This window comes from Thermodesulfobacterium thermophilum DSM 1276 (genome assembly GCF_000421605.1).
In the GTDB taxonomy this organism is placed as follows: Bacteria; Desulfobacterota; Thermodesulfobacteria; order Thermodesulfobacteriales; family Thermodesulfobacteriaceae; genus Thermodesulfobacterium; species Thermodesulfobacterium thermophilum.
Genome location: NZ_ATXI01000002.1, coordinates 95093 through 122056 on the forward strand (window position 1 = coordinate 95093; position 26964 = coordinate 122056).

The window sequence follows — 26964 nt, forward strand, 5'->3', positions numbered from 1 at the left end:
TTTTATGGTTTTATCCCGTTTTCCTCCCAGTATTTATAAATTTTAGCTTTTACCTCTTCTGGAAGAGGAACATAAGCAAGCCTCACTGCTATAGCATCACCCTGTTTAAAGGCCCATTCAAAGAATTTAACCACTTCTTTGTTGACCTCCCCTTTCTCCTTAGATAGAAGGATATAGGTTAACCCTGCAATAGGCCAGGCTTTTTCTCCAGGGGCGTTGGTAATCCAAGCATAGAAATGTTTTTTTGGGTCTAAGTCTGCAGACTTAGCAGCTTCTTTAAAGGATTCTTCAGAAGGGGTAACCACAGCCCCTGAGGCATTTTTTAAACTTACCATAGAAAGTTTATTCTGTATAGCGTAAGCATACTCTACGTATCCAATCGTATAAGGGGTCTTTTTTACATAGTTAGAAACTCCTTCATTTCCTTTAGCACCTATTCCCGTTTTCCAGCTTACAGAAGTGCCTGTGCCTACCTCCTTCTTCCATTCAGGACATACCTGAGAAAGATAATGAGTAAATATGGCTGTAGTACCTGACCCATCAGCCCTATAAACCACTAAAATTTCTTTATCTGGTAAAACCAAATCAGGGTTAAGTTTCTTTATCTCTGGATCGTTAAACTTTTTAATCTTACCTAAAAAGATATAACATAAAGTCTTTCCATCTAAAACCAGACTTTTTTCTTTAATATCCGGAATATTCACTACTGGAACCACCCCTCCAATAACCGTAGGAAATTGAATAAGTTTGTTTTCTTCCACCTCTTTAGGAGTTAAAGGCTTGTCAGTAGCGCCAAAATCAACGGTTTTTTCGATAATCTGTCTTATACCTCCTCCAGACCCTATAGATTGATAGTTTATCTTAATACCGGTAGACTTATAGTATTCGTTTGCCCAGTTAGCATAAAGAATGTAAGGGAAACTTGCCCCTGCTCCGTTAATGAATTTAGAGGGCTTGGCAGGCTTTTCCCCTCCCCCTTTACAACCATAAAGACCTAAAAGTACCACCCAAACAAAAAAAAGTCCTAATAAGGATTTTATCTTCATAAGCTTACCCCCTGCATCTTTCTTTCATAAGCCTTAATGATTTCAGAGAAGGTAAAAATTGGCATGAATTCATATCCCTTCTCTTCTATTTTTTCCTTACCTCCTTCTTCTCGGTCAACCAACGCCATAACCTTTACTATCTTGATATTTTCCTTTTCCAAGGCCTCTATAGCCTTTATCACAGACCCCCCGGTAGTAACCACATCTTCTACCAAAACAACCTCCATGCCAGGCGAAACATTTCCCTCTATTTGTTTAGAGGTCCCATATTTTTTAGGTTCCTTCCTGATCAAAAGTCCTTCTAAAGGATAATCCTCTTCCTGTGCCTTAGAAAGAACAGCACAAACTATAGGGTCAGCCCCTATACTCATACCTGCAACTCCATCGACCCCAAGAAACCTTATTTCTTGCCAGAAGGCACAACCTATTAACTCAAAGCTCTTAGAATAAAGGGTAACCTTTCTGCAGTCTAAGTAATAAGGACTTTCTTTTCCGCTTGCTAAAACAAAAGGCTTATCTGGAGAATAAAGAAAAGCCCTTTCTAAAATAAACTCTAAAAGGGCATCCCTCTTGGCTTTTATACAGATTTCAATGACACTCTGCACTAAAGGATGAGCTTTCCCTAAAAACCTTCTTAGTTCCTTAAACGCTTTATCTTCAGAAGGAAGGTTATAATAAATCAAATTTTTTAGATGTTCAAAGCTTTCTGGAGAAATATAGGTAAACTTTATTCCAAACCCTTGTCCTGGAACCGTCCTAACAACTATTCCTTTGATAAAAATCTTTACTTCAGGGCTTAAAAACAAAACCAATACCACCTCTTTATCAAGGTCAGGGCAGAAATCACTTTCTAAGAATACCCCTCCATAGCTTATGTCTTTAATCTTTGCTGAGTAACTTGCGTTTCCTATCAAAAACTCCACATCTACTGGGATGGGAATACGGGTGAATTGACGTTTTTCCATCAGAGCCAACCCCACCTATGCTTTTTTTTCTTACAAGGCTTACATTCACATTCGGGCTTAACTACTTTACCTAAAAGATCTACCACTATATTCTTAGCTATGTCAAAACTTATAACCACTCTGGACGTATCGTTTTTAAGTAAAAAATTCCTTCCCCAGACCCTTAAGACCTCAAACACATCTCCTTTTCTTAATCCCATCGCCTCTATTTTTTTTATTATAGCATCTTCTCCTAAAAATTCCTCTATCTTTACCTTATCACCACATTTAGCCTCTACCAATAACATAGAAAAAAAACCCCCTCTATTCCTTATACCTACAACGACTACATATCCCGAAAATTTCAAGATGGTAGGTCAGAGGAGAAAAAGAAATTTTCTTCATCTCCTTTTTTAAAAGCTCATCTAATTTATTTTCTACCATCTCTTCTACTTGGTTACACTTTATACAGATAAAATGTAAATGAGGCTTTTTTTTCAAGGTTACTTCATAATAAGAACGACCACTTTGTCTGTAAACTTCTTGAATATAACCCCCTTCTATCAAAAGAGGAATGGTTCTATAAACTGAAGCTTTAGAAATTTTATGTCCCTTGTTCTTTAGACTAAGATATATATCCTCCACATCAAAATGGTCAGAATAACTTAAAACTTCTTTAAATATCTCTTCTCTTTCTGGGGTATATTTTAACCCCTTAGACTTGATAAATCTGCGAAAAGTTTCCACCTCTTCTAACATGAAACAAACTCCATATTATTTGATTTTCAAATTCAATTAATAAATAATAATTACCAAAACCTAAGATGTCAAGCCCCAGCATCATCCCCCATTTTGCCGATAGAAAATAAAAATAATCTCCCACATCCTCTTTTAACCTCAATAATTATAAATTCCTCTTTCAGATCCCTCTCCTGTTTTGGAACGATTTACCAACCTTCCAGGTGCCATATTTAAGGAAAGACATGAAAGTCAACAATGATCTGTCTACATTTCAGGAACTCACAAAGATCGTATAGTCTTAGGTGCTCAGGCTGACACAGTTTGGCATGATTTGAATTGTATCATTTTATAAATCCTACGTAGAAGTGGTCACTCTTTGCTTATTACAGATGAAAAGGAACTTGGACCAATAGGTAGGCATTTCTTAATAGAATGTTGTCTTGATATTGCTGAGGAACTGAAAAACTCGCATTAATTCATGGTACAGTTTGACAGAAAAAACTTCTGCGATTTTGAATGCTATAACGTAGGAATAGATGACTTCAGAGATTATATAAAATTAAAAAACCGGATATGAACACTAAATTACATCAGGTTATACAGATATCGTAATTCTTTGCCGCAATATTAATATTTGTGGAGTTAATCTTAGAATAGGATTTAAAGATGAACATACCTCAAACGAATATTATAATTAAATTCACTTGATATTGCGACAAAATGGCTCTCTAAAACCGATCTTCTCCATTTTCCTCTATTTTAACAAATTTTGTTATTCGTCCACCTTTCATCCATCAAACAAATCAATCTCGCTATTGCTAAATTGAATATTTTAACTTTATTTAAAATTAAAAATTAATTTGAACCTACACAATTTAAAAACCTGCCTTGACAAAAAAAGAGAAAAGAGTAAATTTAAAAATATCATCTCTGGGCCGTTAGCTCAAACGGTAGAGCAATGGACTCTTAATCCATAGGTTGGAGGTTCGAGTCCTCCACGGCCCATTTTTCTTAAGCTATTCAATCACATTCTCTAATAATTTAGTTGTCATCATAAATCTGTCCTTTATTAAACTCAAAAACCCTTAAAGTATTTTCTAAACTATTTTTCTTGCAAAACTTTTTAACATCAGCCCAAGAAATATAACCCCAATTTTCTATTCCCCAGTCTTTATTTTTACTGAATCTATAATTTTTCAAGGTTTCCTGATAAAATCTATTAAGCTCTGAAGTTTTACTTGGAACCAAAGCTACAAATAATGCTTCTTTACTATATGGAAGTAATAGTTCTGTTGCTGTTAAAACCACCTCGTTATTCCCAATTTTTCTGGGCAAACACTTTTTATGAGTTCTTTTATCTTGTTTTGATAAACATTCTGGGAAAACTACTCCTTCTTTTAATTGTTTTATACCTCCAGTTTGTAAAGCTTGAACCATTTTGACTTTAAAGTATAATTGAACAAACAAATTTGATCTTGATGAAGAACTTTTAGAGATTTTAGATGCCTCTTGATTATTTTCAATAAATAATGCTTCAAACTTATCAAACTCATCTTTTATATTCCAAGACGATTTTTGAAAAGTTTTTACTTTTGCTTCAATAAAAATAACTTGCTTTTTATCTTGATTATCAAGCAAAAGAACCACATCTGCATCGCCAAAATCAGAGAAAGATTGCTCAATTAATATTTTTGCTTCGGATATTTGAAAATCGACAGTTCGATATGGAAAAGACATCAAAGATAAAAACTGGTTAAGAAGATTTATACTTTTCTGAGAATACTTTATCTCATAAAATAGTGAATTAATAATGCCTCTTTCTGAGTACCCTATAATTTCCATTTCTCCTCCTTCTTAATTCTAAGTTTATCTTTATCATTTTTACCAAAAAGGGAGCCCTTTACCCCTAAAATTTAGACACAATTAATGAAGCACTACCGCCGATATATTAGAAATTTATATTCTTTCATGTTTTCCCATTTTTTAATCTGTCTAAACAATTTATAAATAATTCTATGCCTTTACCTGGTTCAAACAGAGATTATAGCGCCTGACAATATACAAGCAGAAAAACAGACAGCCAAGATGACTTAAGGAATTTCTTGGATATAAACCCATCCTTACGGCATTTAAAGAGAAACCTTTGATAGTCTATCATGAATTTAAAGAAGGCAATAGGAATGATTGGCATGTAAGGCAAGGCAGTTAGTTTTGAAGGTTGGGGTGGGGGTTGACAGGTTAAGTGAAAGTTTTTGAACATAAAAACACGTTTAGAGAAGTTAAATGGATTGATGTAAAAGGAGGGATAGTAGAGTTTATATTTGTGTAGATTAAGAGGAGGATAAAGGGAAATACGTTTAGAATTAGGGGAAAAAAGATTGAGAGAAGTAGTTTACAGGTAAAAAATGGAATAGATTTTATATGAGAAATGAGAAAAAACTATAAAAATTAACTAAGCAATATGATTTTTAAGTCTAAAGATTACAGAAAGATTTTTTATTTTATTCTCTATCGGCAAATTTGGGGGGAGAAAAGCTTCCTTGAGTTTTTGAAAATATGGGTTATATTTTCAAAATTAAATAAAATTTTTGGAGAGGTGTAAAGAGATGAAAAAGGATATTCATCCAAAATACTATCCTGATGCAGTTATTAGGTGTGCTTGTGGTAATGAACTAAGGGTAGGGTCTACTAAACCTGAAATTAAAGTAGAGATTTGCTCTAAGTGCCATCCCTTCTTTACCGGTGAGATGAAATTTGTTGATACTGAAGGAAGGATCGAAAAATTTATGAAAAAATACGCAAACTTTTATCAGAACCAAAGCAAATAAGTATGAGTTTATCTAATCTTTATTTAACCAAACTGGAGACGATAGAAAAGAAGTTTGAGGACTTGGCGGCTAAACTTTCAGACCCTGAAATTATTTCAGACCCCTCTGTTTATGCCAAGCTTGCCAAGGAACATTCCGAACTTACAGAGATTGTATCTGCTTTTAAAGAATACAAAAAAGTTCTTAAGGAGATAGAAGAAAACAAAGCCATCATAGAAGAAGAAACTGACGAGGAACTGGTAGATTTAGCTAAAGAAGAATTAAAGATTTTAGAAGAACGTTTAGAGGAACTGGAAAACTTGCTTCCCATACTTCTTCTTCCTAAGGATCCAAACGACGAAAAAAATGTTATCTTAGAAATCAGGGCTGGCGCAGGAGGAGAAGAGGCAGCTCTTTTTGCTGCTGAGCTCTTAAGGATGTACCAGAGGTATGCTGAAAGAAAAGGCTGGAAGTTTGAGGTCCTTGATGCCAACGACACCGGACTGGGTGGTTTTAAAGAAGTTGTGGCCAAAATAGAAGGAAAAGGGGCTTATTCTCGTCTAAAGTATGAAAGTGGGGTACATAGGGTACAAAGAGTACCTATTACTGAAAGTTCTGGAAGGATTCATACCTCTACGGTAACGGTAGCTGTTCTTCCTGAGGTAGACGAGGTCGATATCGACATCAACCCTGATGAGCTTAAGATTGAAACCATGCGTGCAAGTGGACATGGAGGACAACACGTAAACAAAACAGAAAGCGCGGTAAGGATTACCCATATTCCCACTGGCATCGTGGTCACCTGTCAAAACGAAAGAAGTCAGCATCAAAACAAAGCTACCGCGATGAAAATCTTAAGGGCCAAACTTTATGAGCTTGCTCAAAGGCAACAACATGAAAAAATCCAAAAAGAAAGAAAAGCTCAGGTAGGCACCGGAGAGCGCTGCGAAAAGATAAGAACCTATAACTTTCCTCAAAACCGGGTCACTGACCATCGCGTCGGTATCACCATCTACAACTTGCCAGAGGTCCTTGACGGAGACTTAGACGAGTTTATAGATGCTCTGATTGCCCATCACAGAGCAGAAATGTTAAAACAAGAAGAAAGTCTCAGCATGGCAGCCTAAACCCTCGATAAAAAGGGGCATATGATCGAACATTATAGCTTTGGAAGTCTTACTTTCAAAGGGCAAAACTATATCAAAGACCTTATCATACTCCGTACTCAAGAAGAAGAAAAAGTCTTTAGTTCTTGGTGGAGAAAAGAAGGGCACAAACTTCATGTGGAAGATTTAGAAGAAATCTGGGATAAAGGAATCAAATTTTTGATAGTAGGAATGGGGGCAAATGGATTGATGCAAGTTACCCCAGAAGTAGAAACAAAAGCTAAACAGTTAGATATAACTCTTGAAGCCTATCCTACCGCCAAAGCTACCGAAAGGTTTAATGAACTTTATTCTAAAGGTGTAGCTTTAGCCGGCGCCTTTCATCTCACCTGTTAATCTCTGTTAAAGTTTAGTTCCAACTCCAGAGATTTTCTCTGTTATAAGGCTTAGAAACTGTGGGTTGTTCTGTTTGGGTAAGGTTCGGTCTTTCCTGCAATTCCTGAGAATAGGTTTGAGGCTTTCCGGTATATCCCTGTGGTTGAGTTTCAGAAGGTGTTGGTTGAGGTTGATAAATTGGGGGAGGGGTGTTTGGTAAAGTAGTAGGATAAGAAGAGGGGGTTTGAGTTTGGGGGGAAGGTGGAGTATAAGGTTGGGGGGGCAGTTGAGGTACTTGGATAACCTGTGTCTGATATCCCTGTGGAGCCTTTTCTTTTTTCTCTTTTATAAAAGGAAACTGAGAGAGAAACTTGGAAAGTATCCCCTCTTCCTCTTCTTGATAATAGTAATATGGAGAAGCAGAGTAAGGATAATATGGAACTCCTCCATAATACCCAGGATAAGGTGCTGGTAATCCAGAGGTTGCGTTGGTTTGATTTGAAGAGGAAGATTTACGGTTAGTTTCTTCGTCTTCAGCCCAGCCAACAGTTCCCTTAGTAACGTCTATTACCAACCCTTTAGTAAGAGACTCTTCTACATCTACATCTGTAAAGCCTTTAGCCCTTTTTACCTTAGGCTTAGATTCACCTGTACGAGGAGGGAAAAGATAGGGATAATAGTAGTAGTATCCTCTCTCTGGATGTTCTTTGCTTATACCATAAGAAGACATGGCATACATAGGTTCAGCACGATAAAAATCTTCCTCTGTACCTTCTATGTATACCTTTGCCTTAAAGGCAAAACGCGTAAGCTGAGGGATAATCTCAGAAACACCCTTTAACTCCTGGAAAAACTGAACTGGCTTTTTAGGAGAGGTTAAACTAAGCATTTGAGCATCTATGCTTACCGCTTCTCCTAAAACCGTAACACTTCCCCAGATCACGTAATCTACATTAAACCTTTGCCCAAGGGATTGAGCTGTTTCTTTGTTGATTTTTTTTACTTCTTTTACTACCCCTTTTACCAACTCAGGGTCAACTACCTCTATTTTATTAGGAGCAAACAACCTGCTAACCAGCATCTCAGGGATGGCTTCCTTCAAATAAGATAAATCTCTCTCTGCATAAACGTCAAAAGGTAGGACCAAAACCCTTTTTACTGTCCCATTATCTTTAATCTCTTCAGCCTTTAATGAAAAATTCTCCAAACATAAAAAAACTCCAAACAAACTGAACAATACAATATTTATCACGATTTTTGGGAAAAAATTGGTCACTTTTTTCATGTTTACCTCACTTTAAACCGATTTTAAACATTTTTCCATCTAAAGGTTACCCTATTTTTAAATTTTGTCAAAAAATGAGAAATGGAATAGCTCTTAAATTTTCTCTTCTTACGTTAAACCCTTAAAATAAGGGTTCCACGTTACCATTCCTACTACCATCTAAAAAAGGATATTTACCTGCCATGGACTTTCTTGCTTGGATATGTGCTTGTTTAATCTAAACTTGGAAGCCTTTTTTATTACTGGATCTGTGCCTGTATATTTTATGAGTTTCTTTGCACTGGAAAATCTAAGAACATCTTTTACTTCAGCGATAAAATGGAGCTTTATTTGTTGATTTTGATCATGGTCTATTTCTTCAAGGAGCATATCTTCAAGTTTTTGGATTCTTGGTTCAAGGAAGAGGCACATTTCGAGTTAGAAGATGAGGGTTTGAGAAAGATAGAAGGTTGTGGATACCGATGAAATTTTTAGCAAGGTTTATGATGTCTTGAGGGGAGAAGTAAGGGTTTCTACCTTTGGAGGGAGGCGTTGATGATGTTGGAGAGGTCTGTGAAAGAAGCCTTTTTGAGGTAATGAGCTCCGGGGGACTTAAGAAGGATGTTAAGGAAGGAGAGAGGGAATTGAGGGGCAGAAGACTCCATTTGAGATTTTTAAGCCTAAGGGTTGTGGATTCCTTGTCCCGCTTTATTTTGTGGGTTTTCATATTATTACTATACACCACAAAATGCATTAAACAAAAACTAACATAAAAATTGCAGGAGATAGTTATGCAAATTGATAACCTACATATTATTTTAACTGCTGGATTGTTTGTTCTTTCTGTTATCTCTGGAATGCTTGGGCTTGGAGTAGCTTTTGCAGCGATTCCTTTTCTTGGACTTTTCCTGCAGGATCTAATTCATCAAATTCAGCCATTGAGTCTTTTGCTTAATGGTATAACTGCGCTTTTAGCTACTCTTGGTTTTGCAAAAAGCGGCCTTGTTGACTGGAAAAGGGCAATTGTACTTTCGATAGTAACCACTGTTTTTGCACCAGTTGGAGCATATATAGTGCAGTTTATAGAGCAAAAGTATGTCTGGTTTGTGTATTTTTGGCTGTAATTTATCTTGCCTACAGACTTTTTAAACCACCTAAAAAAAGGGAATCAAAGGAGAATTTTAACTTAGCTCTAATACTTGCTGTGCCAATATCTGTTTTAAGCGGATTTCTCGGAGTTAGTCCTGGATTTTTACTTATGCCCACCCTTATTATTGTCGGCATAGAACCAAAAAAAGCAGCAGGCATCAATGCCTGGGCATTAACACCTCCTTCCTTTTCTTCTCTTATTCCACACATCAAAACTGCATATTGGGATACTTCTTTGGTATTTCCTCTGGTAATAGCAGGTGCTTTAGGTTCTTTCATGGGTGCAAGACTTACGAGTCTATGGTTACCAAGCCACCAACTAAGACAGCTTTTCGGTGTATTAATTGTCTTAGTAACGCTATATAAAGTTTTTACTATGCTTAATCATTAAGATGTTAAAAAACCTTAAGGATGATATTTTAAGGATAAAAAAATGGGCTGTGGAGGACTCGAACCTCCAACCTATGGATTAAGAGTCCATTGCTCTAACGTTTGAGCTAACGGCCCAGAGATGATACTTTTAAATTTACTCTTTTCTCTTTATTTTGTCAAGGCAGGTTTAAAAATAAAATTTATCCTCCCTATGTGGAAACCCTCGAAGGAAAACGACAGGTCTTTATCAGTTCATAGGCCTCTTTTACTACACTTTCATAAGTAGCTTCGCCCCTGGCAACAAGGTCAAGCTTTTCTTCCATCTCTGCGGTATATTTATAGTCCATAAAAACTTTGGCTCCCTCTAAAAGCAAGCTACATACTAATCTACCTAACTGGGTGGGCTTAAGAAACTTTCCTTCTTTTTCTATGTAGTTCCTTTTAAACAACACATCCAGGATGGTTGCATAGGTAGAAGGCCTTCCAATCCCTAAGCTTTCAAGTTTTTTTACTAAGCTGTGGGGGGTATATCTTTCAGGAGGTTTGGTCTTATGTTCTCTTATTTCAAAAGAGAGCACCTTGAGCTGGTCTCCTTCTTTTAGCCCAAGAGGTAGGTCATAGTTGTCTGTCTCTTTTAAAACCTTTAAAAATCCTTCAAAAATCAGGGTTTTCTGCTTGGTAACCAAAAACCATCCCTTAGGTAAAAGAACTTTTCCAAAAACATAGGTTAACTCCAAAAATTCCGCCTGACTCATTTGGCTTGCTAAGAAAAAGTTTTTAATCAACGTATAAAGGGCCTTTTCTTTTGAGGTCAAATTTTTGGGATCTTGGAAAAGGTTGGTAGGTCTTATACATTCGTGGGCGCCTTGTTCAAACTTAGAGACTTTAACTCTCCTTTCCTTTCCCACGTATTTTTCTCCGAAATTGGCAAGGATAAACTCTTTAGCAGCCTTTTTGGCAACTGGACTGACTCTCACTGAATCAGTACGCATATAAGTGATCAATCCTTTTTCATAGAGCGCCTGAGCAAGTGCCATCGTCTCCTTGGGACTAAATCCTAATGAACTTCCTGCTGCCTCTATAAGAGTGGTGGTTTTTAAAGGATAAGGAGGTTGTTTTAGAGCCTTTTTTTCGGTTATGTTGTTTAACGAAAGGGTTTTACCAGCTAAATAATGGTTAAAAAAATCCTCTAACTTTTTAGGGTCTTTGTCTTTATATAGCCCTTTTTTAAACCATAAATCAAGTTCGTAAACGTTGTTATTTTTATCTTTTACCTTAACCCTTAAGGAAAAACTGGTTTCAGGGAGAAAGTTTTCTATCTCTTCTTCACGTTCAACAATCAGCCTCAAAGCAGGACTTTGGACCCTTCCTGCTGAAAGAGGAAGGTTAAGGGCTTTAGAAAGTTTAGGAGAAATTAGATATCCTATGATACGGTCTAAGACCCTTCTTGATTGGTAAGCAAGGTAAAGCCCTTTATCAAGGTCTCTTACAGAATTTAAGGCCTGTTTTACCCCGAACTCAGTAATTTCTATAAGGTCTACCCGTTTAAAGATTAAGTTTTTGTTAGCAGAACTTAGGTATTCATAGAGGTGAAAACTTATGGCTTCCCCTTCGCGGTCTGGGTCGGTAGCTAAATAGACTTCTTCAACTTTAGAGGCTAATTTTTTCAGGTCTGAAAGTATCTTTTTCTTTGAACTCATATAATAAAAGGAAGGGTGAAAGGTGTTTAAATCAACTCCCAAGGTTTTTGGAGGCAAGTCTTTAATATGACCAAAGGTAGCTCTAAAGATAAACTCTTTTGAGGATAAGATCTTTTGTAAAGTTTTAACCTTGGTAGGAGATTCAACGATAAAAAGCTTTTTACCCATTGCCGTGTTTTGCCTTAAAATTTTTATAAAATGTGTTAATATCAGGCACTACCGGTCAAAATAAGCAGATTTCAACGATAGAGGATTTTTACCACTAAATAACCGTTTTTCTAATATTGGTATCGCTAATATCAGGTATTTTTAAAATAGCACCATCTAAGTTTATGGCAACTGTTGGCTATTCTGAGTTTTATTTTTAGAATATAGAGGTTAAAATAAGGCTAAGTATTATGAAGGATATTGAGTTTAATCCACAGTTTAAAAAGGCCTGGGAACTTGTTGCCAACTCTCATCAAAATCTTTTAATAACCGGTCGTGCTGGGACTGGCAAGTCCACCTTTCTTAGGTATTTAATAAAAAAACTTCCTAAGTCTATGGTAGTCCTTGCTCCTACTGGGGTTGCGGCTCTTAACGTAAGGGGGCAAACCATCCATTCGTTTTTTGGTTTTAGGCCAGACATAACCTTAGATAAGGTATATCGGCTTCAACCCAACGAAGATCTAAGAGAGGTTTATAAACACCTTAACACATTGATTATCGACGAAATTTCTATGGTAAGGGCAGACCTTTTTGATTGTATAGAGGCTTTTTTAAGAAGATGGGGCCCTTCCCCTAAGAAACCCTTTGGTGGAGTTCAGATGGTGCTTATCGGAGACCTGTACCAACTACCTCCGGTGGTTACCTCAAAAGAAAAAGAAATCTTTAACCATCTTTATGAAACACCTTATTTTTTCTCCTCTAAAGCCTTTAAAGAAACCCCTTTTGAGTTTGTCGAGTTTGAGAAGGTCTATCGTCAAACTGACTTGACTTTTATCGAAATCTTAAACCAGATAAGGAACGGGATGTTAAAAGACGAAACTTTAGAAATACTTAATCAAAGGGTAATACCTAATTTTGAGCCTGAAGAAGACGAGGTATATGTCTATCTTACCACCACCAACGCTAAAGCAGAACAGATAAACCTTACCAGGTTAGAAAGACTTCCAGGCAAATCCTTTGAGTTTTGTGGCAAGATCCACGGTAAGATAGAAACAGAGGATTTACCAGCTCCGTTAGAATTAAAGATTAAAGAAGGTGCCCAGGTAATGCTTGTAGCCAACGACCCTCAAGGTAGATGGGTAAACGGAGACATAGGAAGGGTGGTATACATAGACCCTGAAGAGCAGTTAATAGAAGTAGATTTACAGCGAGGATATCTTGTTGAGGTAACTCCTTTTAAATGGGATATATATGAACATTATTTTGATAAAACCTCTTCTAAAATAGAGGTAAGATCTGTAGGACATTTTGTCCAGTTTCCTTTAAAACTAGCCTGGGCGATAACCATCCATAAAAGTCAAGGCCTAACTTTTAAAAACCTCGTAATAGACTTAGAAAGAGGCACCTTTGCCCATGGACAGTTATATGTCGCCCTTTCTCGAGGGATTAGTCTTGATGGGATCGTGCTTACCAAACCTGTTAAAAGGGGTCATATAAAGTTAGACAAAAAGGTGGTAAAATTTTTAACAAACTTTCAATATATCAAGGCAAGCGAAAAACTTGGCTTAAACGAAAAAATTGAAGCCATTAGAAAGGCTATAGAACAAAACAGAGAAATAGAAATTGTTTATTTAAAAAGTTCAAACATAAAAACTTGCAGAAGGATTGTGCCTTTAGAAATGAAAGAGATGAGTTATCAAGGTAAAACCTTCCTTGGTCTAAGAGCTTTTTGTAAACTTCGAAGTAAGGAAAGGGTTTTTAACATAGAAAAGATCCTTGAAATTTCCGAAGTCTAAAAACTTTATTGTTTTTAAAAATACGGTATTATTTAAAATCTATGAACCTTATGTTAAAAGACATGCTAAAACTTCCCAATCTTTTAAGCCTTTATCGACTGATTCTTGCGATAGTTTTTCCGATTTTATGGACCAAAAATCTTCCGGTTTATGTGTTTTTGCTTCTTCTTCTGACAGGGGGACTTAGCGATGCTTTAGATGGATTTCTTGCCAGGACTTTTCACTGGGAAACCAAGCTGGGAAAGATCCTTGACCCTATAGCAGATAAAACGTTTATAAACGTGATGTTTTTCTTGCTTTATTATGATCGTCTTCTACCTTTTGATTTTTTTGTCATCGTTTTAGTTAGAGACTTAGGTATTCTTCTTGGGGCTGTTTATCTTTATTTACGGTCTTCAAAAAGGATAGAGTTTCAACCAACCTACTTAGGAAAGGTTTCAACTGCCTTACAGATAGGGTTTATCTTTACCTATCTTTTCCATTTGCTGGTCCTTCGGTTAAACCCTACGTTTATTTTTGTGTTTGGCCAGCTGGTTATCTTTTTTACCTTAGCCTCTGGTTTTCATTACACCTTGCTTTTTATTAAGATTTATAAGACTTCACCTAATAAATAGTCTCCTTCTTTAGCTATAAACCTGACCTTTAATACCTTCCCTTTGGCTAAACATAAACCTTGAGGTAACATGATTTTATGGGAGATGTAGTTTTCTGAAAGGGCTTGAGCCTCAGTTTCTTTGATGGTCTCAACCACCGCCCTTCTAATTTGGCCCACTTCTTGGGATAAAAAAACTTCCCTTTTTTGGCTCCCTAAGTTTTTTAAAAAGTTTACCCGAGATTTTATTATCTCAGGGGGGACCTTTGGGGTTATTTTTTCTGCTTGAGTGCCAGGCCTTGGAGAAAAAGGGAAAACATGGAGCCAGTTTAAAGGAGACTTTTCTATAACTTCTTTGGTTTTTTGAAAATCCCATTCATCCTCTGACGGAAATCCTACGATTACATCTGCTCCAAAGGTTGCCTGGGGATAAAGGTTATAAAGTTTTTCTAAAACGATTAGGTAATCTTTAGCGGTATAGTGTCTGTTCATAAGGGCTAAGATTCTGTCAGAACCACTCTGTAGAGGGATATGAAAATGGGGGGCTAAAAAGGCACTGCTTTTAGCAAACTCTAAAAATTCAGGGGTTATTTCTGTTACTTCTAAAGAAGAGAGCCTTAAAATCAGGTCTTTTTTTTGTTTCTCAAAGAGTTTTTCTATTTCCCAAAGTAGGTCTGGTAGATTCTGTTTGGGCATCAGATCTTTTCCCCACTGCCCAAGATGGATCCCTGTAAGTACTATTTCTTCGTAGCCAGCAAGCAAGACTTTCTCGATTTCTGCTAAAACCTTTTCTAAAGGCAAACTCCGAGGCGTTCCTCTTGAATAAGGAACTATACAATAACTACAAAATTGGTCGCACCCATCCTGAATTTTGATAAAGGCCCTTGAGCGAGAAAAGTATCTTTCTATAAAAAGGGCCTCAACTTCTTTTTCTTTAGAAAGACCTTCGATAAAAACCTCTGGTTCAGAGAAGGTATAGCCTTTTAAAAAAGGAAGTTCTTCTAAAAAGATGTCAATTTTTAATTTTTCTTTCTGCCCTAAGAGAAGAAGATTTTTAATCTGAGCCTTTTCTCCCCAACCTTTAAGGTTATCCGGATAAGCCTGAGGGTAACAACCTGCAACGATGATTAAATCGGGGTTTAACTTATTCCATCTTTTAATAAGCTTCCTTCCCTCGGCTTCTGCTCTTGCGGTAACTATACAGGAATTAAGGATGAAAAAATCAGCTTCTTCCTCTTTTTCAGTCAGTATATACCCTTTTTTTGTGAGTTTTTCTACGATGTAAGCACTTTCTACTTGGTTTACCTTACATCCTAAGGTTTTGATAAAAAACTTTTTCATGATTTTTCATAAAACTTCTTCTAAAAATTTTTTGATAGCTTTTTTGAGTAAGGTCTCGTAGCGTTTTTCTCCTAAAGCTCGCCTTCCAAAGGTAAAATTAAATTCGTTTACCAGGGGTTTTTTGTCTTTAAAAAGAAAGTCTATGGCTACCAGATTAAATCTTGTTTTGGCTATAATTCTTTTGGTAAGTTCAACCACCCTTCTTTTTAACCCCCGTTGAGGAGGAGGGATTATGGTACCTTCTTGCACCAGGTTTTTCTTAAACCCTCCTGCCCTGAAGAAAACCAGAATGGTATCCCCAATAACCACACTTCTTGCGTCAAACTCCTCAGGTATGTATTCCTGGAAGACCACCCCATATCTACCAGACCTCTCCCAAGTCTTAAGCGTAGGTAAAAAGTTGTAAAAATCCTCTTTAGTTTTTAAGAGAAAAACCTCTGTCCCCTCATCTCCCCAGTTGCCTTTAACCACCACAGGAAAGCTGAGTTTTATTCCCTTGCGATAGGGGTTTTCTTCTAATCCACAAAGCCTTGGCAATACCACACTCTCTGGATGAGGAAGTCTTAGGTTTTTACACATAAAAATTTGTCCGATTTTCCCAGGATATTGAAACCTTAAAGTATATTCAGGAAAAACAGGAACACCTGAATTTTTTACCAAAAAATAAAGGTCTGAAGTAACTGTAGGAGGGAAGATCACTGCCTTGGCTTTGGATAAAAGGTCAAAAAAATCCTTATCTAAAGGTTCGAACAAAAAATAGTTAACATCACCTTTAAAAGTAGGCAAAAAGGATATAATCATAAGGACTTTATTTTACCTCTATTTTTTAATTTTACTACTTTAGGGATTAAAAGACTAACTCAATCCTTGCTTTGGGACAGGTTGCACAAACCGGTGGTTTAGCTCGAGAAAGATGAGCCTCTCGAAACTCTTTATATTCCTGTTTATTCCATATAGCCTTAAGGGTTTCTTGATGGATGTTACCAAAATAGACGTTTGTTTTTTGTTTGACTGGAATTCCTGTAAACACGCATGGGGATACCATTCCAAGGGAGTTAATGAAAAGGCTTTTTATCGGGTTTTCGCTACATACCCTTCCTTGAGAACAAGGCGACGGTAGGTTGAAAATCATCTTTAAGCCCAAGGATTTAGCTTTTTCAGCCACTTTTTCAGCCCGCTTTTTAAGGAGGTTAAAATCCTCTTCAGTTTGAGGAGCAAGACATTCCTCCTCTAAATCTTTAGAGGGGACGAAATCAAGAAGGCTAACTATGATTTCTCTTATACCATATTCTGCCAAAAATTCAGGTAATCTTTCCAGTTCATACTCGTTTGATCTGAGAAGCATGTAAGCTATATGAATTTGAGGATTTTGCTGTTTTAACGTCTTAACAGAGTTTATGGTTTCTATAGCTTTCAAAACCTGATTAAGAGAAGTTCCTTTTCTTAAACGGTCGTTGGTTTCTATCCCTGCTAAAGAAAGGGCTAAAACGTCAACCTTAGAAAACACTATTTTTTCTGCAAGGTCTTCGTTTATTAAGGTGCCATTTGTGGTAAAACCTACTTTAACTCCCTGGGCTTTAGCCAGCCTTACCATCTCAAAAAACTCAGGATTAAGAAGGGGTTCCCCCCAGCCCTGTAGATAAACAAGTTTAGTTTTTTTAAAATAAGGAAGGAGTTTCTTAAAAGTAGCTAAACTTAAATTGGCCCCTAACCAGTCTTTTCGCCAGACGGTATGGGGACAATAAAAACATTGTGCATTACACAGACCTGAAACTTCTATCTGTATCCAGTCAAAAGAAGGTAAAAAAAAGGCACTAAACACCCTTATCTTTTACCAACTTTTTAAGCTCTAAGTAGGTTTCTCTCACCTTATATACATACTCAAGATAAAGAGGAAGCTCCTCTAATGGCAAGGCCTGAGGCCCATCACATAAAGCCTTTTCTGGGCAGGGATGAAACTCTACCAGGATGGCATTGGCTCCGGCAATTACCCCCTGTGCAGTTATATGATAGATGTCTCTAATACCATCTGGAGCTTTTACTCTGGAACCTATAGGATGAGAAGGGTCTATGCATACAGGCAATCTGGTAAGTCTTTTGACTACAGGAACATGGGCAAAATCTACCAGGTTTCTATGAGGATCTCCTAAGTGAGTTCTAACCCCTCTTAGGCAAAAGATGATGTTGGTATTTCCTTCTGAGGCTATGTATTCTGCGGCATTCAAGCTTTCTTCTAAGGCAAGGCCATATCCTCTTTTATAAAGTACAGGAAAATCAAGCTGTCTGCCTACAGCTTTTAATAATTCAAAATTTTGGGCGTTTCTTGTCCCTATTTGTAGGATAACCCCACAAGGATGGCCTGTTAGGTCCAGGGCTTCTCTGATTTCATCTATATGATGAGGAGAGAGCACCTCCATCACTATTACTTTAATCCCATATTTTCTTGCTAAGTCAAACAGCCAGGGAAGACATTCTTTTCCTAATCCCTGGAAGTCATAAGGCGAGGTTCTTGGTTTATAAGCCCCCATTCTGGCACAACACACCCCGTTTTCTTTTAAAGCTTTAAAAATAGCTTCAGCATTTTCATAAGTATCTACAGCACAAAGCCCTGCAAAGATATGGAAAGAATCCTGACTAAATTTTAGGTCTTTATAGGTGAAACCAAAATCAGTAAGAACCCCATGCCTTCCTATCAACCTATATTTAGCAGTAACGTTTATGGCTTTTTCAACCCCTGGTAAGCTTTCTATATCTTCCTGAGACACCATATAGTCTTCTCCTATCAGGTGTACTTCAAGTAGCGTACGGGTAACCCCTTTGTTTTCTATCACCTTGATCTGTAAGTGAGGAAATCGTTCGAGATATTTTAATAGGGAATGAAACTCAGGGCTTTCTTGAGTAACATGAGGTTCCATAATGATGATCATGATAAACCCTCCTTGAAGTCTTTGATTAAACTTTTTTAAATTTTAGTTAATACCTATTTAAAAAAATTGCAACCCCTGTTTTTTACTGTTTCAGAGGCTTTTAAAAAACTTTTTTCAAGCTATATTTAATTTTGAGTTTGAATAAAAACTAACGAGTTGAAAGGAAATGAGCCATAAAATTCTAATCCTTGATACAGGAAAAGAATGGGGCGGAGGGACTATTTCCTTAATCGAACTTTTAAAACGAATAGACAAGAAAAAATATAATTTTACTGCTTTGTTTTATCACAACTATAACAAAGGGGTTGAATCTAACGTTCAAAAGGAACTTGAAACTTTAGGGGTAAAGTTTATTGTTTTGCCACAACAACCTAAATCGTTGAAAACCAAATTGATAAAGGAATTTTTGAGAGTTCTTCTGTTTTTCAATCAAAAATTAAGAAAATATGCAATTTTTTGGGTAGATTATTTCTTTCGCATAAAACCTAACGCCAAAATTATCGCAAAACTTGTAAAAGATTTAAAGATAGACTTGATATACATGAACAATCAGCCTGCAACCAATCTTGAAGGAATCTTAGCTGCAAAATGACAAATATTCCTGCTGTGCTTCATTGTAGAACAATACCTAAGTTAAATAAATTTTTAATAAAACAAACTAACCTCTGGGTAGAAAAAATAATCTGTGTTTCAGATGGAGTAAGGGATTTTTTGGTAGAAAATGGTATTTTCTCAGAAAAATGTGTGGTGGTTTACAATGGAATAGATATCCATTTAAACCCTTCTATGCCTCCTAACGAAATAAGAAAAAATTTAGGCATTTCTGAAAAAGATGTCGTTATAGGCACAGTTGGAACTTTATGTAAAAGAAAAAGAGTAGATGATTTTATTGAGGTAATGTTTTTGTTAAAAAAGCAAATCAAAGAACCTTTTAAAGCAGTTATAGTAGGAGATGGCCCAGAAAAGGAAGAGTTGATAAAATTGGTTAGAGAGAGAAATTTAGAAAAAGAGATTATTTTTGCTGGTTTTCAGTCTGACCCTATTTCGTATATTAACGCCTTTGATGTGTTTGTGTTGACATCAGAAAGGGAGGGATTCCCTCGTGTTATTTTAGAATCTATGCTTATGGGGAAACCGGTTGTGGCCTCAAAGATACCTGGAGTTCTTAGTTTGGTGGTAGATGGAGAGACAGGTTTTCTTGTTCCCCCTAAAAATCCTCAAGGATTTACAGAAAAAATTTCGCTGTTGATAAAGGATCCTCAGTTGAGAAAAAAACTAGGAGAACAGGGAAGAAAGAGGATTTTGAAGAATTTTTCTATTGAAAAATATGTAGAGGGAGTAGAAAAAGTTTTCGCAGAAGTTTTAGGAAAAAAGTAAAATTGATATGCTTTACCTATTGTTAAGTTACCTTTTTTATCCTTTAATCCAGTTTATTATCAGTTTAAAGAATAGAAACAAAGAATTTCGAAAAATTTTGGTCATTCAGGCTGCAAAAATAGGGGATTTTATTTGTACTACGCATGTGTTTAGAGAGATAAAAAAAGCCTATCCTGAGTCTCGTTTAACTGTAATGGTTAATCCTATGGTAAAAGAACTTGCAGAAAATAATCCTTACATCGATGAAGTTGTTTTTTTTTCACCCAAGGACTATAAAGGGTTTTTAGGTAAGATCAAACTTGCCAATTATATAAAAAAAGGAGGATATGATTTAGGTATAGCACTTAATCCAAACCTACCTTTTACCATAGGTCTTTTATGGGGGTTGGTTCCTACAAGGATTTCTATATTGCCTAATTTTTGCGGGTTAACCTTTCGCCTTGCCTCTAAATTTTATACCTATTTAGAACCGCATGTTTCAGGTCAGCTGGTGGTTGAAACCTATTTAAAACTTTTAGGAAAGATAGGAATCCAAAGCAACAACCTTTCTAAAGAAGTTTATAAAACTTCAGATGCAGACAAAAAAGTAACAGAAGTCTTACAAGGTATAACCAAACCACTTGTTGGAATATCAGTTAGTAGTGGAAATAAACTTAAGGAGTTAGAAAACGAAAAAATCGCAGAAGTTATAAATAAAATTTTACAAGAAAAAGATTGTTATATCGTTCTGATCGGATCCTCTCAAGATAAACTTAAGGCACAAGAGGTATTAAAACTGGTTAAAAATAAAGAAAAAGTTTTAGATTTGACAGGAAGATTTAGTTTAGGAGAACTACCAGCCCTACTTGAAAGACTTTCTGTCTTTATAGGAGTTGATACAGGAATAACCTACATGGCAGATGCTTTAAAAATTCCTATTGTTTACATCCCGGGACCCATAGACATCTCTGAGCAACATCCTACAGAGAGTAGAATATTTTGGGTTAGGGAAAACCTCAGTTGCGCACCTTGTAGTTTTGTTTTTAAAACCGTTAGCTTTTGTAAAAACAACATAAGAACCTGTGTTAAATTGATAGACCCCGAAAAAATCGTAGCCGGAGTTAAAAAATTTTTAGAAACTTCTAAAGAAAATTGAATAAAATATTAAACATGTATGTTTCAAAGATCTCTGATTTTGAAGTTGTTGATGCACATTTGCCGTTTTTTTATAAAATTTTCGACCCTAATTTGTTAAGACTCAACCTCCCTGCTCCTTTTTTTGAACGAGAAAAACGCTACAGACAAATCAAAGGTTATGAGGTAAACGGACAGAAATTTTATATCAAAATCTATACTGCCCACTTTGAGGAGGCAGAGGCTGAGTGGGAAAATCTTTTAAAGCTAAAAGCTTTAGGTTTTTCTGTCCCTGAACCTTTTTTCAGGCACAAATCTTTCGATAAGGTTGAAATAGCAACCTTTGCCCTAAAAGGGGTTCCCCTTTCAAGTTTAATACCAAAGAGCCAACAAAACCAAGAATTTTTACTCTACAGACTTGCAGAGCTGATTTCAAGAATGCATTTAAAAAATTTTTTTCATCAAGATTGTTATCTAAACCATTTTTTCTGGGATGAACATAGCCAAAACTTAGGGTTTTTAGACGTATCAAGGGTTATCAAAGATCCCAAAATTCCCCTAAGGTATCAAATCAAGGATTTAGGCCAGCTTGGCTATTCTTTTGAGGAGTATTTTGGAAATAGCGGACCGATCCTATTTGAGAAGTTCCTATCTTATTATTTAGGTCTGGTTAACCAGTCTTCTAAAGGGTTGCTAAAATTTTTAGTAAAACTCAAAGTCTGGTTAATCAGAAGAAGAACACTCAAAGCCAAAAAAAGAGGGAAAAAACTATAATTTCAATTTTTTGAAAATAAGCTAAAATAGCGGGTATGAAAGACAGGGTTGATAAAATCGGGATAGTAGTTTTACTCATTGGATTTGTCCTCAGACTCTATGAGTTCTGGTCCATAGAGCTTATTTCTCGCGATTCTCCCCTTTATCTTTATCAGGCGATGGTCCTTGCTACAGGCAACCTCAACCTTTTAGACCTTTGTGGCCTTTCTTCAAGGATAAGGGAAATTAACCTTTTTTCAGTTGCGATCGTTCCGTTTTATTATCTTTTTAGAGATTGGGAGGTTGCAGGAAAGTTGGTTTCTTTTGTCTCAAGCTCTCTTTCTTTGGTTTTGCTTTATTCAATCATGAGAAGAGTTTTTAAAGCTCCTATCCTTTATTTAGTTTTATTAGCCTATAGCTTTAATCCAACCTTGATAAAAGAGTCTGCAGAGGTGATGAGGGAGTCTTTTTTTACCTTTTTAGTCCTTTTGGGAGTCTGGTTTTTTATAAAAGGTTATCAGGAGTCAAGCAAAAAAAAGGTTATTTTTTTTGTGTTAGCCAATCTTTTCTGGGTTTTATCTTCTTGGGTAAGGGTTGAAGGGGTATTTCTCATAGGGTTAACTTTCTTGTATCTTCTTTTCTGTTTTATCTTTGGAAAAGACAAAAAATCAGCCTTAAACACCTTGGTTAGCTTTTCTATAATACCTTTTATCCTTCTTTTAGTGGGTATAGGTTATGTAAGTTTTTATAAAGGGTTTTTTTTGGTTGAATTAAAGGGCAAGCTTTCTTGCTTAAACCCCTTTGAACAGCCCTTCGCAAAAGAGTTAAAAAACTTCAGATATTTAGACATTCCTATGCCTTCTCCTTATTTCTGGGATATTTTAAAGCAGAACCTTTGGCTGATTGCCTTTGGAACTACTTTTTTTTATAAATTTATCCCTGCTCTACACTTCCCTATCTTTCTTTTATTTTTAGCAGGATTTAAAAACTTAAGAAGTTTTCTTAAGGAAAACCCTTTAACTACATACTTTTTGGTAATTTCAGTGGGATATTTTGTGGGACTCTGGTATTTTACCTTTGCTAAATGGTATATGGAAAAAAGATATATGTTGCCCCTTCTCTATTTTGTAAGTCCTATCGTGGGGGTAGGAATGCTTAATGTTAAAACCTTTTTAGAATGGAAATTTAGGCTTTCTTCTGACAAGATTATAGGACTTCTTATGGCCTATATCGTAATTTTTTCAGGTATTAAGGTGTTTCAGCCAGAAAGGGTAGATAAATTAGGGATTAAACAGGTAGCCTTAGATATAGCAAGGTCTCTTCCAGAGGAAGAGCTAAAGGTTTGCTCGGAAAAAGCCTGTAAAAATTTAGTTTTTACCAGAGAAGGAAAACTTCTTTTTTATATTTCAAACTACAAAAAGGTTCCTCTGTGTCCCGCAATCGAATGGAGAGATTTTTATGTTAAACTTGGGAAAAGGACTGTGGATGAGGTGGTAAACTACATCACTTCTAAAGGATATAAATTTGCTATCCTGGAACGAGAAATATTTAAAGAAAACACCTTTGTTTTAAAACAACGGTTAGAATTCTCAGGTATCAAAGTTTATGTTTTATAGCGTTTTTGAATGAAAAAAATCATTCTTTTAAGGCCAAAAATAGGTTTTGGGATCGGTGGGGCTGAGGCCCACGCAGCAAACGTAGCCTTAAAGCTTTTAGAACGAGGGTTTAAGGTAGGACTAATTGCCCATACCATATCTTTCCCAGAAGAGATCCTAAAAAATTTGGAGCTATATCAGGTAAAATGGAAAGGCTTTGGGTCAGTACCTAAACATCTTTTCTTTATCTCCCAAGCTAAAACAATCCTTGCCAATCTTTCTTCCTACAAACTCATAAGCTTTTTTCGCTATCCCTATCCCTCTGACCTTTTTATCCTTTGCGACCCTTTGATAGCCTTTTTACAGCAACAAAAAGCTTCAATTTTTAGACGTTTTAGCCTTAGATATAAAATCCTTCTAACCTTTGAAAAAAAAGCACTTGTTAACGCAAAAAAGGTGGTTTCTCTTTTTTGTCTTGGCAAAGAGTTGATCAAACAGTTTTATCCAGAGGTCTACAGTAAAACTGTAGTTTGTTATAGGGGAATGGATTTTAAAAGATTTAACCCCTCTTTGAAAAAGCTAAAAACAATTTGTAGAAAAGAAAAAGGTTTCAGAGAGGAGGATTTTTTGCTTCTTTTCGTAGGGTATGATGCTAAAAGGAAAGGGCTTTCTCTTCTGATGGAGGTTTTACCAGAACTTCCAGAAAGGGTGAAGTTGCTTGTGGTTGGGATAGAAGGAATTTCCACCAAAAGGGTGTTCTTTTTAGGTAAAACTAAAGAAATAGAAAAATACTATGCTATGGCAGACCTTTTTGTTCTTCCTACGAGGTATGACCCTGGAGCCATGGCAACGCTTGAGGCTTTAGCTACAGGAACTCCTGTGGTTACCACTTTTTATGATGGGACAAGTGAGTTTGTTAAGGAGGGACTTAATGGATTTGTGGTAAACCGAACAAAAGAAGACTTAAGGCAGGCAATTTTAAAGGCCTTGGCCCTTAGGTTTGATCCAGAAAGGATTTCGCAAACTGTAAGTCATCTAACCTGGGATAGTTATGTGGACTGCCTTATTTCCCAACTGGAATAGCTTTAGGTTTTACTTTTTTTCTGAAGAAGCTAAAGAGGTTTTTAATCAGCTTAAAACAGCCCCCTTTTTGGCTAAACCTAATAAAATTACTCCGTCTCATCTAAACTTTTTGATATCTTTAGAATCTTCCGGAAAAATAGACTTTTTTGTTAAAGCGTTTATCCCCAGGTTTTTTAAAAAAAACAGGGTTAAAAGTTATTTGGAGGTAGTAAAATCCTTAAAAAAATTAGAGGTCCCTATAGTCGAACCGTTGTTTTTGTTTTGGAAAAGTCCTCAGGTTGCGTTTCTAAAAAAAGAGACCTTTTACGGTGGGATTGTTTTTCCCTATCTTTCCCAAGGTTTTTTAGGTTTTAAAGACTTTTTAGAAAGAGAAAAACTTTTAGAAGATTTGGTCAGGTTTTTGTTTGGTCTTCATCAAAAGGGTGTTTTTATAAAAGATACTAAGTTCAATAATTTCTATCATACAAATGAGGAAGGGTTTAAGATTTTTGACCTTGACGGGGTAAAAGTGTATAAAACCCCACTCGATAAAAAGCTCCGTCTAAAAGACCTATCAGCCCTTGCTATGACTTTAGAATGGAGTGGTATGAAAGGGGCAACAAAACGCATTTGGGAGGTTTATGCAAGCCTTTATTCAGGGCTAACTCAAGAAGACTTTTTGTTTTTTTTAAAACAGGTAGAAAAAAGAAGAAAAAAAAGAGAAAAACATTTTGCCCTAACCCGCAGCACAGTTTAACCCCAGGGTTAGATCAAAATACCTTGTCCCTTAAATAGATTTTAGTTAGATCATCATTCTGTCCCTATAAAGCTTTCTCTTATACTAAAGTAATTTTTTCAACAACCCATCAAGTGTCCTCTTCAATTCTACTAAAGATAGCTCGTTATACTGCCTCATTAATGCTGCTTCGTTAAAACCTTTTTCACTTCCTAAGACACACTTGAACTCTCCATCATCCTCTGCTAAAAGTGTATTAGCCAAAAACTCTTTCTTACCCCTACTGTCAGCCAAATAAACACACCTACTTCACCTTGTTTTTCAAGTATCCCAAAAAATTATCAAAAAATTACAAAATTTTACAAAAATCTACAGTTAAGCCATCTTTAAATCTTCAAAAAATCAAAACATTTTTCTGGCATTAAATTTGAATATCTACTATAAGACCATCGATTGAAGAGTTCAAAGGAGATGAGGATGTTTAAGTTTTTAGTTAGCTGGAGAATGGGTAAAGATTTAAACAAAAATGGGAAAAAGTCTTACAACAATCATTTTATGAAAGAGGTAATAAGAAACGCCTTAAACCTTGTGGAACTTGCGCCTTTAATCAATAAAGAATCAGAAATTCTTAATGAAGTTACCAAAGAACTTAACCTTGAGATTAAAAGCATTAAAAAAGAAGTTAACTCTTTAAAAGAAATAGCCAGCCAAATTTCTTTTTCCTCTATGGAAAACTTAAAAAGGGTGGGTATAGTTAATGAAAACGTGGAACACATAAAAAGAAGTTTTAAAGATACAGAACAGAGCATGCTTTTTGTTAAAAAAGCTGTAGATGAGCTTGTTGAGGCCACTAAAGAAATATATAATACCGTTGAGATTATATCCACTCTTACCAAAACCATAAACAAGATTGCTGATAAAACCAAAATTTTAGCTCTAAATGCTTCTATAGAAGCTGTAAGAGCAGGACAAAATGGTAAGGGATTTGCGGTAATAGCTCAAGAGGTGAGAGAGTTAGCCCAGGCAACCACAGAAGCTACCAAAGATGTTACCATAAAAGCAAAAGAAATTTTTGGCACCATAGAAAAAATAAAAGAAAAAATGAGCTCTATAGACCATCAAGTTCAAAGAACCTACAACCTTGTTTGTTTAAACCGAGAAAAATTAGAACAAATTAATCAACCTATTAAAGAACTAACTCTTAATGCAGAAAGTCTAAATGAAATTTCAGCTAACCTTGACGGAACCACAGCTACTCTTTCTAATACCATCTCCAAACTCTCTGAGCTTATCGAAAAAACCACTCATTCGTCTTCAACATTAAAAACCTATTCAGAAAGGCTACACTCCTTATCAGAAGAGCAAATTTTAACAGTTGGAAAGGCCAGGGTTGACCTCTACGACTATGCAAAAGAAATAATTCAAGAAGCTGCTTCTTCGTTTGAGCTAAGGTCTATGCATAGACCTACCATGGAAAACTATCTAAAGAGATTGATACAACAACATGAAATATTTGAACTTCTTTACATCACAAACGACCAGGGCATCCAGATTACAGACAACATTGCTCGGTGGGATTTCAGAGCAGCCTATGGTTCAACAGGATATGGAGAAAACTGGTCAAGTAGACCATGGTTTATAAACGTAAAGGAAAGCCTTGATACCTATATTTCAGATATCTATGTCTCCTTAGCCACCAATTCTTATTGTCTTACCATTTCCTGTCCTATCTTCGACGATAAACACAGACTGATAGGGGTGCTTGGTGCAGATTTAGATCTAAAGAAGGTTATAGAAGGTGATAGATCATTAACTCAAAAAATAAATGGCCTGGATAAAGTTGATACAAAAACCCTCTCTTAAAGATGTCTAACTAATATCCATTTTGAGCTTCTAAAATAGATTTCTATCTCCAGTTTTACCCATAACTACTAAAAGGACCCATCCCTTTTTTACACTCAACCCCTTTTAAACCTTGACTTTTTGCGAAAATTGATTATTTATTATAACAAATAATGTTA

General features: G+C 36.0%; 27 protein-coding genes, 2 tRNA genes and 1 pseudogene. 16 read left to right on the forward strand and 14 right to left on the reverse strand.

The genetic code is table 11. From position 1 onward, the window contains the following. Positions 1 to 2 precede the first annotated feature (2 nt). The 4 genes from pstS to H529_RS0101370 are packed head-to-tail and all read right to left on the reverse strand — an operon-like array spanning position 3 to position 2749. Entirely contained in the window at positions 3 to 1046 is a 1044-nt protein-coding gene (gene pstS / locus H529_RS0101355; protein WP_022854778.1) for a phosphate ABC transporter substrate-binding protein PstS, read from the reverse strand. Continuing rightward, positions 1043 to 2011, reverse strand: a complete 969-nt coding sequence (gene pyrE, locus H529_RS11105) for an orotate phosphoribosyltransferase (protein ID WP_022854779.1) — start codon at positions 2009 to 2011, stop codon at positions 1043 to 1045. Before pyrE ends, pstS begins: the two co-directional genes overlap by 4 nt. Then, positions 2011 to 2298: a FeoA family protein gene (locus H529_RS09675; protein ID WP_022854780.1), complete on the reverse strand. Its 288-nt coding sequence runs from the start codon at positions 2296 to 2298 to the stop codon at positions 2011 to 2013. Before H529_RS09675 ends, pyrE begins: the two co-directional genes overlap by 1 nt. A 16-nt stretch (positions 2299 to 2314) precedes the next feature. Further along, a complete protein-coding gene (locus H529_RS0101370) occupies positions 2315 to 2749 on the reverse strand; it encodes a Fur family transcriptional regulator (RefSeq protein WP_022854781.1) in 435 nt (144 codons plus the stop codon). A 914-nt stretch (positions 2750 to 3663) separates the two neighbouring features. On the opposite strand from H529_RS0101370, the gene H529_RS0101375 reads away from it, so the two are divergent. After that, positions 3664 to 3736, forward strand: a tRNA-Lys gene (locus H529_RS0101375). Between the two features lie 36 nt (positions 3737 to 3772). Here H529_RS0101375 and H529_RS0101380 read toward each other — a convergent pair. Further along, complete coding sequence (locus tag H529_RS0101380) at positions 3773 to 4573, reverse strand: hypothetical protein (protein WP_022854782.1); 801 nt, start codon at positions 4571 to 4573, stop codon at positions 3773 to 3775. 764 nt (positions 4574 to 5337) lie between these two features. Here H529_RS0101380 and rpmE point away from each other — a divergent pair. The 3 genes from rpmE to H529_RS0101400 are packed head-to-tail and all read left to right on the forward strand — an operon-like array spanning position 5338 to position 7040. Then, positions 5338 to 5559: a 50S ribosomal protein L31 gene (rpmE, locus tag H529_RS0101390; protein ID WP_022854783.1), complete on the forward strand. Its 222-nt coding sequence runs from the start codon at positions 5338 to 5340 to the stop codon at positions 5557 to 5559. Between the two features lie 2 nt (positions 5560 to 5561). Further along, complete coding sequence (gene prfA, locus H529_RS0101395; RefSeq protein ID WP_022854784.1) at positions 5562 to 6665, forward strand: peptide chain release factor 1; 1104 nt, start codon at positions 5562 to 5564, stop codon at positions 6663 to 6665. Between the two features lie 21 nt (positions 6666 to 6686). After that, entirely contained in the window at positions 6687 to 7040 is a 354-nt protein-coding gene (locus tag H529_RS0101400; protein WP_022854785.1) for an Mth938-like domain-containing protein, read from the forward strand. Positions 7041 to 7053: 13 nt separating this feature from the next. On the opposite strand, the gene H529_RS0101405 is transcribed toward H529_RS0101400, so the two are convergent. Both H529_RS0101405 and H529_RS0101410 read right to left on the reverse strand, forming a co-directional pair. After that, the gene (locus tag H529_RS0101405; RefSeq protein ID WP_022854786.1) at positions 7054 to 8304 is read right to left on the reverse strand and encodes a hypothetical protein; all 1251 of its coding nucleotides are present in this window, start codon (positions 8302 to 8304) and stop codon (positions 7054 to 7056) included. Between the two features lie 159 nt (positions 8305 to 8463). Continuing rightward, the gene (locus H529_RS0101410) at positions 8464 to 8673 is read right to left on the reverse strand and encodes a transposase (protein ID WP_022854787.1); all 210 of its coding nucleotides are present in this window, start codon (positions 8671 to 8673) and stop codon (positions 8464 to 8466) included. Between the two features lie 149 nt (positions 8674 to 8822). Here H529_RS0101410 and H529_RS11540 point away from each other — a divergent pair, with 149 nt between their 5' ends. Both H529_RS11540 and H529_RS12140 read left to right on the forward strand, forming a co-directional pair. Next, positions 8823 to 9056 carry a hypothetical protein gene (locus tag H529_RS11540; RefSeq protein ID WP_155984453.1) on the forward strand — a complete coding sequence of 78 codons (234 nt, stop codon included), beginning with the start codon at positions 8823 to 8825 and terminating at the stop codon, positions 9054 to 9056. Positions 9057 to 9140: 84 nt separating this feature from the next. Continuing rightward, positions 9141 to 9823 (forward strand): annotated as a pseudogene (locus tag H529_RS12140) (sulfite exporter TauE/SafE family protein). Positions 9824 to 9866: 43 nt separating this feature from the next. Here H529_RS12140 and H529_RS0101425 read toward each other — a convergent pair. After that, positions 9867 to 9939: transfer RNA gene (locus tag H529_RS0101425), tRNA-Lys, on the reverse strand. A gap of 74 nt (positions 9940 to 10013) precedes the next feature. Then, entirely contained in the window at positions 10014 to 11672 is a 1659-nt protein-coding gene (gene topA, locus H529_RS09685; protein WP_022854788.1) for a type I DNA topoisomerase, read from the reverse strand. Positions 11673 to 11902: 230 nt separating this feature from the next. On the opposite strand from topA, the gene H529_RS0101435 reads away from it, so the two are divergent. Then, positions 11903 to 13447: an AAA family ATPase gene (locus tag H529_RS0101435; RefSeq protein ID WP_022854789.1), complete on the forward strand. Its 1545-nt coding sequence runs from the start codon at positions 11903 to 11905 to the stop codon at positions 13445 to 13447. Between the two features lie 41 nt (positions 13448 to 13488). After that, on the forward strand, positions 13489 to 14061 hold the full coding sequence (locus tag H529_RS09690) for a CDP-alcohol phosphatidyltransferase family protein (protein ID WP_022854790.1): 573 nt from the start codon (positions 13489 to 13491) through the stop codon (positions 14059 to 14061). Here H529_RS09690 and mtaB read toward each other — a convergent pair. The 4 genes from mtaB to H529_RS0101460 are packed head-to-tail and all read right to left on the reverse strand — an operon-like array spanning position 14037 to position 18307. Next, a complete protein-coding gene (mtaB, locus tag H529_RS0101445) occupies positions 14037 to 15380 on the reverse strand; it encodes a tRNA (N(6)-L-threonylcarbamoyladenosine(37)-C(2))-methylthiotransferase MtaB (RefSeq protein ID WP_028842978.1) in 1344 nt (447 codons plus the stop codon). The two genes, H529_RS09690 and mtaB, sit on opposite strands and share 25 nt — an antisense overlap. A gap of 6 nt (positions 15381 to 15386) precedes the next feature. Continuing rightward, the gene (locus tag H529_RS0101450) at positions 15387 to 16181 is read right to left on the reverse strand and encodes an ATP-grasp domain-containing protein (RefSeq protein ID WP_028842979.1); all 795 of its coding nucleotides are present in this window, start codon (positions 16179 to 16181) and stop codon (positions 15387 to 15389) included. A 46-nt stretch (positions 16182 to 16227) separates the two neighbouring features. Further along, entirely contained in the window at positions 16228 to 17202 is a 975-nt protein-coding gene (locus H529_RS09695; RefSeq protein WP_022854791.1) for a radical SAM protein, read from the reverse strand. After that, complete coding sequence (locus tag H529_RS0101460) at positions 17195 to 18307, reverse strand: 3-deoxy-7-phosphoheptulonate synthase (protein ID WP_022854792.1); 1113 nt, start codon at positions 18305 to 18307, stop codon at positions 17195 to 17197. Before H529_RS0101460 ends, H529_RS09695 begins: the two co-directional genes overlap by 8 nt. Positions 18308 to 18473: 166 nt before the next feature. On the opposite strand from H529_RS0101460, the gene H529_RS11655 reads away from it, so the two are divergent. Genes H529_RS11655 through H529_RS0101490 form a run of 7 tightly spaced genes read left to right on the forward strand, consistent with a single transcriptional unit; the run spans position 18474 to position 24964 of the window. After that, positions 18474 to 18899 (forward strand): glycosyltransferase family protein, encoded by a 426-nt coding sequence (locus H529_RS11655; protein ID WP_051132397.1) that lies wholly within the window; start codon positions 18474 to 18476, stop codon positions 18897 to 18899. Beyond that, complete coding sequence (locus H529_RS10920; protein WP_051132398.1) at positions 18896 to 19684, forward strand: glycosyltransferase family 4 protein; 789 nt, start codon at positions 18896 to 18898, stop codon at positions 19682 to 19684. The genes H529_RS11655 and H529_RS10920 overlap by 4 nt, the downstream gene beginning before the upstream one ends. A 7-nt stretch (positions 19685 to 19691) precedes the next feature. Next, complete coding sequence (locus H529_RS0101470) at positions 19692 to 20819, forward strand: glycosyltransferase family 9 protein (protein ID WP_022854793.1); 1128 nt, start codon at positions 19692 to 19694, stop codon at positions 20817 to 20819. A 14-nt stretch (positions 20820 to 20833) separates the two neighbouring features. Continuing rightward, entirely contained in the window at positions 20834 to 21571 is a 738-nt protein-coding gene (locus tag H529_RS0101475; RefSeq protein WP_155984454.1) for a lipopolysaccharide kinase InaA family protein, read from the forward strand. 35 nt (positions 21572 to 21606) lie between these two features. Then, positions 21607 to 23166, forward strand: a complete 1560-nt coding sequence (locus H529_RS0101480; RefSeq protein WP_022854795.1) for a glycosyltransferase family 39 protein — start codon at positions 21607 to 21609, stop codon at positions 23164 to 23166. A gap of 9 nt (positions 23167 to 23175) precedes the next feature. Beyond that, a complete protein-coding gene (locus tag H529_RS0101485) occupies positions 23176 to 24228 on the forward strand; it encodes a glycosyltransferase family 4 protein (RefSeq protein WP_022854796.1) in 1053 nt (350 codons plus the stop codon). Then, entirely contained in the window at positions 24197 to 24964 is a 768-nt protein-coding gene (locus H529_RS0101490) for a hypothetical protein (protein WP_022854797.1), read from the forward strand. The genes H529_RS0101485 and H529_RS0101490 overlap by 32 nt, the downstream gene beginning before the upstream one ends. A gap of 84 nt (positions 24965 to 25048) precedes the next feature. Here H529_RS0101490 and H529_RS0101495 read toward each other — a convergent pair whose 3' ends face one another. After that, positions 25049 to 25237, reverse strand: a complete 189-nt coding sequence (locus H529_RS0101495; protein WP_022854798.1) for a hypothetical protein — start codon at positions 25235 to 25237, stop codon at positions 25049 to 25051. A gap of 183 nt (positions 25238 to 25420) precedes the next feature. On the opposite strand from H529_RS0101495, the gene H529_RS0101500 reads away from it, so the two are divergent. Then, positions 25421 to 26806: a methyl-accepting chemotaxis protein gene (locus H529_RS0101500; RefSeq protein ID WP_022854799.1), complete on the forward strand. Its 1386-nt coding sequence runs from the start codon at positions 25421 to 25423 to the stop codon at positions 26804 to 26806. Positions 26807 to 26964 lie beyond the last annotated feature (158 nt).

Excerpts from the sequence above, each read along its gene's own strand:
- pstS (WP_022854778.1), bottom strand. The coding sequence starts at position 1,046 with ATGAAGATAAAATCCTTATTAGGACTTTTTTTTGTTTGGGTGGTACTT.
- pyrE (WP_022854779.1), bottom strand. The coding sequence starts at position 2,011 with ATGGAAAAACGTCAATTCACCCGTATTCCCATCCCAGTAGATGTGGAG.
- H529_RS09675 (WP_022854780.1), bottom strand. The coding sequence starts at position 2,298 with ATGTTATTGGTAGAGGCTAAATGTGGTGATAAGGTAAAGATAGAGGAA.
- H529_RS0101370 (WP_022854781.1), bottom strand. The coding sequence starts at position 2,749 with ATGTTAGAAGAGGTGGAAACTTTTCGCAGATTTATCAAGTCTAAGGGG.
- H529_RS0101380 (WP_022854782.1), bottom strand. The coding sequence starts at position 4,573 with ATGGAAATTATAGGGTACTCAGAAAGAGGCATTATTAATTCACTATTT.
- rpmE (WP_022854783.1), top strand. The coding sequence starts at position 5,338 with ATGAAAAAGGATATTCATCCAAAATACTATCCTGATGCAGTTATTAGG.
- prfA (WP_022854784.1), top strand. The coding sequence starts at position 5,562 with ATGAGTTTATCTAATCTTTATTTAACCAAACTGGAGACGATAGAAAAG.
- H529_RS0101400 (WP_022854785.1), top strand. The coding sequence starts at position 6,687 with ATGATCGAACATTATAGCTTTGGAAGTCTTACTTTCAAAGGGCAAAAC.
- H529_RS0101405 (WP_022854786.1), bottom strand. The coding sequence starts at position 8,304 with ATGAAAAAAGTGACCAATTTTTTCCCAAAAATCGTGATAAATATTGTA.
- H529_RS0101410 (WP_022854787.1), bottom strand. The coding sequence starts at position 8,673 with ATGCTCCTTGAAGAAATAGACCATGATCAAAATCAACAAATAAAGCTC.
- topA (WP_022854788.1), bottom strand. The coding sequence starts at position 11,672 with ATGGGTAAAAAGCTTTTTATCGTTGAATCTCCTACCAAGGTTAAAACT.
- H529_RS0101435 (WP_022854789.1), top strand. The coding sequence starts at position 11,903 with ATGAAGGATATTGAGTTTAATCCACAGTTTAAAAAGGCCTGGGAACTT.
- H529_RS09690 (WP_022854790.1), top strand. The coding sequence starts at position 13,489 with ATGAACCTTATGTTAAAAGACATGCTAAAACTTCCCAATCTTTTAAGC.
- mtaB (WP_028842978.1), bottom strand. The coding sequence starts at position 15,380 with ATGAAAAAGTTTTTTATCAAAACCTTAGGATGTAAGGTAAACCAAGTA.
- H529_RS0101450 (WP_028842979.1), bottom strand. The coding sequence starts at position 16,181 with ATGATTATATCCTTTTTGCCTACTTTTAAAGGTGATGTTAACTATTTT.
- H529_RS0101460 (WP_022854792.1), bottom strand. The coding sequence starts at position 18,307 with ATGATCATCATTATGGAACCTCATGTTACTCAAGAAAGCCCTGAGTTT.
- H529_RS11655 (WP_051132397.1), top strand. The coding sequence starts at position 18,474 with ATGAGCCATAAAATTCTAATCCTTGATACAGGAAAAGAATGGGGCGGA.
- H529_RS10920 (WP_051132398.1), top strand. The coding sequence starts at position 18,896 with ATGACAAATATTCCTGCTGTGCTTCATTGTAGAACAATACCTAAGTTA.
- H529_RS0101470 (WP_022854793.1), top strand. The coding sequence starts at position 19,692 with ATGCTTTACCTATTGTTAAGTTACCTTTTTTATCCTTTAATCCAGTTT.
- H529_RS0101475 (WP_155984454.1), top strand. The coding sequence starts at position 20,834 with ATGTATGTTTCAAAGATCTCTGATTTTGAAGTTGTTGATGCACATTTG.
- H529_RS0101480 (WP_022854795.1), top strand. The coding sequence starts at position 21,607 with ATGAAAGACAGGGTTGATAAAATCGGGATAGTAGTTTTACTCATTGGA.
- H529_RS0101485 (WP_022854796.1), top strand. The coding sequence starts at position 23,176 with ATGAAAAAAATCATTCTTTTAAGGCCAAAAATAGGTTTTGGGATCGGT.
- H529_RS0101490 (WP_022854797.1), top strand. The coding sequence starts at position 24,197 with ATGTGGACTGCCTTATTTCCCAACTGGAATAGCTTTAGGTTTTACTTT.
- H529_RS0101500 (WP_022854799.1), top strand. The coding sequence starts at position 25,421 with ATGTTTAAGTTTTTAGTTAGCTGGAGAATGGGTAAAGATTTAAACAAA.